The 6,854-nt window shown below is 45.7% G+C and carries 6 protein-coding genes; all 6 read left to right on the top strand.

All coding sequences use genetic code 11. The features are described 5' to 3' along the window. Positions 1 to 689 precede the first annotated feature (689 nt). Positions 690 to 1,544, top strand: a complete 855-nt coding sequence (locus tag PHU49_12570; protein MDD5244840.1) for a MoxR family ATPase — start codon at positions 690 to 692, stop codon at positions 1,542 to 1,544. 3 nt (positions 1,545 to 1,547) lie between these two features. Then, on the top strand, positions 1,548 to 2,780 hold the full coding sequence (locus PHU49_12575; protein MDD5244841.1) for a VWA domain-containing protein: 1,233 nt from the start codon (positions 1,548 to 1,550) through the stop codon (positions 2,778 to 2,780). 111 nt (positions 2,781 to 2,891) lie between these two features. Continuing rightward, the gene (uppS, locus tag PHU49_12580; GenBank protein MDD5244842.1) at positions 2,892 to 3,665 is read left to right on the top strand and encodes a polyprenyl diphosphate synthase; all 774 of its coding nucleotides are present in this window, start codon (positions 2,892 to 2,894) and stop codon (positions 3,663 to 3,665) included. Further along, positions 3,662 to 5,662: an ATPase, T2SS/T4P/T4SS family gene (locus PHU49_12585; protein ID MDD5244843.1), complete on the top strand. Its 2,001-nt coding sequence runs from the start codon at positions 3,662 to 3,664 to the stop codon at positions 5,660 to 5,662. Before uppS ends, PHU49_12585 begins: the two co-directional genes overlap by 4 nt. After that, complete coding sequence (locus tag PHU49_12590; protein ID MDD5244844.1) at positions 5,659 to 6,438, top strand: TVP38/TMEM64 family protein; 780 nt, start codon at positions 5,659 to 5,661, stop codon at positions 6,436 to 6,438. The genes PHU49_12585 and PHU49_12590 overlap by 4 nt, the downstream gene beginning before the upstream one ends. 83 nt (positions 6,439 to 6,521) lie before the next feature. Beyond that, positions 6,522 to 6,695 carry a hypothetical protein gene (locus PHU49_12595; GenBank protein MDD5244845.1) on the top strand — a complete coding sequence of 58 codons (174 nt, stop codon included), beginning with the start codon at positions 6,522 to 6,524 and terminating at the stop codon, positions 6,693 to 6,695. Positions 6,696 to 6,854: the final 159 nt, after the last annotated feature.

The following is a 6,854-nucleotide window of genomic DNA, read 5'->3' on the forward strand; positions in this document are numbered from 1 at the left end:
GTATTGTTTTTTGATCTTGATCCCCTCTTCGAACATTCTGCGGGTCCAGCCTTCCTGGTCTGCAATCAGCTTGTGTAATTTTTTAGAAATAATCATATGTCCTCCTGACAATAAAAAAGCCATGGGTCAATCCCATGGCTTGCAAACAACTAAAAAGCCATGGGCCTTTGCACCCATGGCTTTTGCTTTTTCAGAGCAAAGAGATCATGGGTGCAAGCTGGTAAAATAATAAAAGTAAAAGAATGAATTCATGGAGAATACCTGCATAATGTGAATATTTAAATGAAAAACAGGGTATTTGTCAAGGAAATTCTTCCATTTCGTCTATCCAGACTGCCGGATTCGTTGAATTTTCTCTGTTCGTCCGGTCTGCTGCCAGTTTTTAGCGATAATGAACCCGTAAGTCGTGAGGCATAAGTCGTGAGGGGAAAAAATTGTACAGCAAAGAAAGAGCGGGTTGTCATTGCGAGCGGAGCGTGGCAATCTCATCCCTTGGAATTGCCTTTCTCCACTCACGTTTCACGAATTACGAATTACGGGTTTTGCTCTCACCCTATCACCTTCTCACCTTCCGCTTTTCTGTTCGCCTCACGGATGTGTCGCCGTGACCAGTTGAATGGTTGACTTTGAGCCCGTAAAGCCTTATACTGTTAGTGATATTTTTCACTATTTTCAAGGAGGCTCAATAAATGGATAACACAACACAGGGCTACAAAGGAAGCGATGATTATATAGCTTCGAAACCGCTTATGGAGATTGTCAATGTGTCTGTTGCCCTGGGAAAACCACTCATTGTAAAGGGCGAACCAGGGACAGGTAAAACGCTTTTAGCGCACAGCATATCCCGTGCGCTTAACAAGAAACTTCTTGTATGGAATATTAAATCAACAACAAAGGCCAAAGACGGACTTTACGTATATGACACCGTGCAGAGGCTTAACGACGCACGGTTTAAAGACAAGGACATCAGCGACATAAGGCAATATATCAAGCTTGGGAGACTGGGCCAGGCCTTCAAAAGCGCAGAACAACTGGTTCTTCTCATCGACGAGATCGACAAAGCGGACATTGAATTCCCCAACGACCTCCTCAACGAGCTTGACGAGATGTCGTTCCATATCCACGAACTTGACGAAGAGGTTGTTGCGGTGCACCGCCCCGTTGTGATCATTACGAGTAATTCAGAGAAGGAACTGCCTGACGCATTCCTGCGGAGATGTTTGTTCTGTTATATAGAGTTCCCTGATGATGAGATGATGGAAAGGATCGTCAAGGTCCATTATCCGGACATCGAAAATAAGCTTGTCAAGGAGGCCCTCAAGAAATTTTACTGGATCCGGGAAATGGACGGGCTCAGGAAAAAACCATCAACAAGCGAACTGCTCGACTGGATCAAGGCACTTTCTCTGGGCGGGATCCGTCTGGAAAAGATCGGTTCGGAGATCCCCTTCCTCGGGACACTGCTCAAGAACGAACAGGATACAGACAGGTTCATCAAACTTTCAAACGCTCAGGGAGGCTTTGGATTTAAGAAAAGGTATTAATGTATGTTTATTGACTTTTTCTATACATTGCGGAAAAAAGGGGTGCCCGTTTCCATCACAGAATGGATGTCGTTCACAGAGGCGCTCTATAACGGGTATTTCCAGTCAAGTCTTAATCACCTTTACTACCTGGGGAGGGCATTCCTTGTCAAAAGTGAGGCTTACTATGATGCCTTTGACCTCGCTTTCCAGGAATATTTCGGCGGCATCAAGACAGCATCCCTTGAACTTGACAAGGTAATGGAGTGGCTCGAGAACCCTCTTCACAGGCTTCCGAAGCTAAGCCCTGAAGAGATGGCGGAACTGCAGAAGCAGATCGAAGAGTTCAGGAAGACACACGATATGGATGAACTGATGAGACAGTTCAGGGAAAGGTTGAAAGAACAAAAAGAGAGGCATGACGGCGGCGGCAAGTGGATAGGCACGGGCGGCACCTCACCGTTCGGCGCATATGGACACCACCCGGGCGGTATCAGGGTTGGCGGTGAATCGTGGATGCAATCCGCCGCGAAGGTTGCAGGTGAGAGAAGGTTCAGGAACTACCGGAACGATATCATCCTCGATATACGACAGACAAAGATGGCCCTGAAAAAGCTGAGGGAACTCAAGCGGGAAGGGTTGCAGGAAGAACTCGATATAGACGAGACCATCGATAAGACCGCCAAAGAGGGTGGGGAGATCGAGCTCGTCTTCAATAAATCGCGCGAGAACTCTGTGAGGCTCATACTCCTGATGGACACAGGCGGGTCTATGCTTCCTTACTCGGAACTCTGTGAAAGGCTTTTTTCGGCAGCGTCCCAGATGGAGCACTTTAAGGAGTTCAAATACTATTTCTTCCACAACAGTATTTACCAGGATATCTATGAGGACATAGCAAATTACAAGAGGATACCCACAGAAAAGCTCTTTTCCAATTTCCACAAGGGCTACAAAGTCGTCATCGTCGGCGACGCAAGGATGGCCTATTCGGAACTATTTGATATCAACGGGTGCATCGATTATTTTTATACGAACGATAAGCCGTCGATCGAGTGGCTCCTGAAGATCAAGGAACATTTTCCCCATTCGGTATGGCTCAACCCCACGCACATGAATTTCTGGGGCCACTATACCGTGGACACGATCGGTAAAATATTTCCAATGTACGAGCTTACAATTGATGGTCTCAAGGATGCCGTCAAGACCCTTTCATCAAGGACGAAGTCCATACAGCATCTATCAGCGATCAACGCATAGACGGTCAAACGAATCCCGGAGGCTGCAACCTTTTCCCCCTCATTTTCTTAATCCTTCATGGCCGCTTGAAAAAAGTGTTAATATTTTTCTCAATATACATTATAATCTTATGTGTTGCTTAAGAGGATACTCTATTATTCCTATGAAAAACTCCTCGAAAGGGAGGTTAAAAAGGGAAAGCCGCCCCTTCATGTGGGCCTCATACTCGATGGGAACAGGCGGTTTGCAAAGGAGATGGGGTTCGATGATATCACCATGGGTCACGTAGAAGGGGCAAGGAAACTTGACGATGTCCTGAAATGGTGTGCGGAATTTAATATTAAGATCGTTACCATATGGGTCTTATCAACGGAGAATATCCAGCGGGACAGAGGAGAGGTCGAGGCACTTCTTAAGGTGATCGAAGAAAAGATCGATGAGCTTTCAAAGAACCAGATCGTTAAAAAGAATGGATTCAGGATACATGCGCTGGGAAAGATAGATATGCTGCCGGACCGCTTGAAGGATGTAATAAAAAGGGCCGAAGAGTTAACGATGCACAACGATAACCATATACTGAACATTGCCGTCGGCTATGGCGGAAGGGAAGAGATCGTTGAGGCTGTTAAAGAGGCGATCCGGTGTAAAAACTTTGAAAATGTTGAAGAAGCGGCAAACAATATTACCGGCGATGACATTACGGCCCATCTATATACTTGCGGAATTCCCGATCCTGATCTTATAATAAGGACAAGTGGTGAAGTGCGATTGAGCGGTTTTTTGTTGTGGCAGAGTGCGTATAGTGAGTTTTACTTCTGTGACGCCCTGTGGCCGGCCTTCAGAAAGATAGATTTTTTAAGGGCTATCAGGAGTTACCAGCACAGGAATAGAAGGTTTGGACAATGAGCCCTCCCATAGATAAAGTAACATCGTTAAAAAATACGGAGATCTTTAAGGCTCTCGGAGATACGGAGATTGAGGAGCTTTCGAAGAGACTGAAAGAGAGGATATACCCTCCAAATACCGCCATCGTCCGTGAGGGCGCATCGGGCGATTCAATGTTCATTATAAAATCAGGCAAGGTGGAGATCAAAAAACTGGAGCCTTCCCTTGGCGTTGATCTTACGATAGCAACTCTCGATAGCGGTGCCTGTTTTGGAGAGATGGCGCTTCTAACGGGTAAGCCAAGGACCGCTACGGTTATGGCCATCCAGGCAACAGAGGTTTTTGTCCTGGAGAAAAAGGATTTTGAAGCTCTTCTGACGGAACACCCTACGCTTTCAATCTCTCTCAACAAGATTGTTGCTGCAAGAATTGAAGAGATGAATACCAGGGATGGTCTTGGTGTTGTCTCCCTGAAGACTCTGAAACTGGATAAGGATGTGATAACGATCATTCCTCAGCAGCTTATTATGAAATACAAAATGCTGCCCACATCCTATTCCAGCAATACGCTGACACTCGCAATGGTAAACCCCAATGACCTTATGGCACTCGATGAGGCACGGAAGTTCATCAAGGGGAGGGCCATCGACCCCGTGATCGTATCCGCAGAAGATTTCAAAAAATTCATGGAGACAGATTATATTGAGCTTACAAAGAAAGAAACGAAAGAAGAACCCGAGATAAACCTTGACCAGCTCCTTGATTCCATGGATCACGTCCAGGCCGATATCATGAAGGACGCTGAGTTCGAAGACACCGACGAGGACGAGGCAGGAGTAACGGACCTTGCAAGGGAGGCAGAGGGGGCGCCGATCATACGTCTTACGAACAACATCATTGCCGCTGCCTTAAAAAAGGGTGCAAGCGATATCCATATTGAGCCAATGGAAAAGGCACTTCGTGTGCGTTACCGGATTGACGGTGTTCTCAGGGAGGAGATGATGCTGCCCAAGAAGGTTCAGCTTCCTCTCATCAGCAGGGTTAAAATTATTTCCAAGCTCGATATTACTGAAAGAAGGTTGCCGCAGGACGGCAGGATAACAATAAAATTGGGGAACAAATCAGTCGACTTCCGGGTCTCCTCGGTGCCGACAAAATATGGAGAGAAGATCTGTACCCGTATTCTTGACAAGAGCAATACCACCATGGGTCTTGATAAATTGGTCAGCCATCCGGGCACCCTTGATCTCGTGAGGGAGATGATTAAAAAACCTTATGGGATCATCTATGTTACAGGTCCTACCGGTTCCGGAAAAAGCACGACGCTCTACAGTTCACTTGCAGAGATCAACAGTGTTGATGTAAACATATCGACCGTCGAAGACCCGATCGAGTATGACCTCGCAGGAATCAACCAGGTGCAGGTCAATGCGGATATCGGGCTTGATTTTGCCCGGGTGTTAAGGGCATTTCTGAGGCAGGACCCTGACATTATCCTCGTTGGAGAGACAAGGGACAAAGAGACTGCCAAAATAGCTGTAGAAGCTGCCCTTACGGGCCACCTTGTTTTTACGACACTCCATGCGAACGACGCGCCCGCAACCTTCATGCGGTTGTCGGAAATGGGCATAGAGCCATTCCTCACTTCAACCTCCATTATAGGTATCGTTGCTCAGAGGCTTGTAAGAAGGATATGCACGAAGTGTAAAGAGAAATATGAGCCGGATCCCATTATCGCAAAGTATCTTGGACTTCGTGAAGGCATAGAGCTATATAAAGGAAAGGGATGCGATGTCTGCGGTAACACAGGTTACAAGGGCAGGGTTGGTGTTTACGAAGTGCTCATGGTGGGTGAAGAGGTGCGGCACCTGGTTGCAGAAGGCGCCGAGACGAATGTCATACGTCAGGCAGCTATTACGGCAGGCATGAAGACCCTTAAAGACTACTGTCTGATCCTTCTTGAAGACGGTTTAACGACAGTCGATGAAGTTCTCAGAACCGTCGCGATTCAAACTTGAATAAAAAATCCATCGTCAACTCCAGCAGGCTGTCATTAATCTTACGTTCAATCCTTTTGGTCTCAATCCTGGCGCTCATCATCCTCATGTTCTACGTTTACCATGAAGGTGCGTGGAGAGATGTCTTTGCATACTACAGATTCTTTTTCGATTTTAAAAAACTGAAAATCTTTATTGCCTCCTTCGGCCCATACGCGGCTTTTGTCTTTGTCCTGGTTCAGGCTTTGCAGGTTGTGTTTGCACCGGTACCCGGCGAGGTGACCGGTTTTGTCGGTGGTTTTTTATTCGGTAATGTATCCGGCGTAATCCTCTCGACGGTTGGTCTTACAGTTGGTTCTGTTGTGGCATTTGGTATTGCGCGCATGTTCGGTATGAAGTTCGTGGAAAAGATCGTCAAAAAACATTATATCGATAAATTTAATTTTTTTGTTACCCATAAAGGTCTCTACATAACATTCATCTTCTTTCTCATCCCCGGGTTCCCCAAGGACTCTCTCTGCTACCTGCTTGGACTAACTCATATGCGGCTCATTGATTTTATTCTCATGAACATCTTTGGCAGATTGCCTGGTACGCTCATGCTGACATTACAGGGAAGCGCCGTGAAGGATGGAAAGTATCAGGCGTTTTTTTTGTTGCTTGTTGTAAGCATTCTTTTAACCTTCGGGCTGTATTTGGCCAGGAACCACATTATCCGGGTGTTTATTTTTATTGTCCATCCAATAACAAAATATTTTCTAAATTTAAGACACAAGAAAAATACTGACAAAGAGTGAATTTAGTAAATTCTTACTTGACAGAATATTTAATTCATATACAATAAAAAAAGAAACACAAAAATATTTTGAGGAGGTATTGAATGGCGACAAAGAAAGCAGCAGTAAAAAAGGCAGCACCAAAAAAAGCAGTAAAAAAGGCAGCACCAAAAAAAGCAGTAAAAAAGGCAGCACCAAAAAAAGCAGTAAAAAAGGCAGCACCAAAAAAAGCAGCAGCAAAGAAACCGGCAGCAAAGAAAGCAGCGGCAAAGAAATAAGCCGCAAAGTAAAACCGTAAGGAGGAAGTAAATGGCAACCAAGAAACCAGCTGCCAAGGCAAAGCCGGTAGCGAAGAAGTCTGCTGTCAAAACGAAACCGGCAGTAAAAAAGCCGGCAGCAAAATCATCCATGAAAAAGGGCACCAAGTACGCATGCAG

It is taken from the genome of Syntrophorhabdaceae bacterium (assembly GCA_028713955.1).
In the GTDB taxonomy this organism is placed as follows: Bacteria; Desulfobacterota; Syntrophorhabdia; order Syntrophorhabdales; family Syntrophorhabdaceae; genus UBA5609.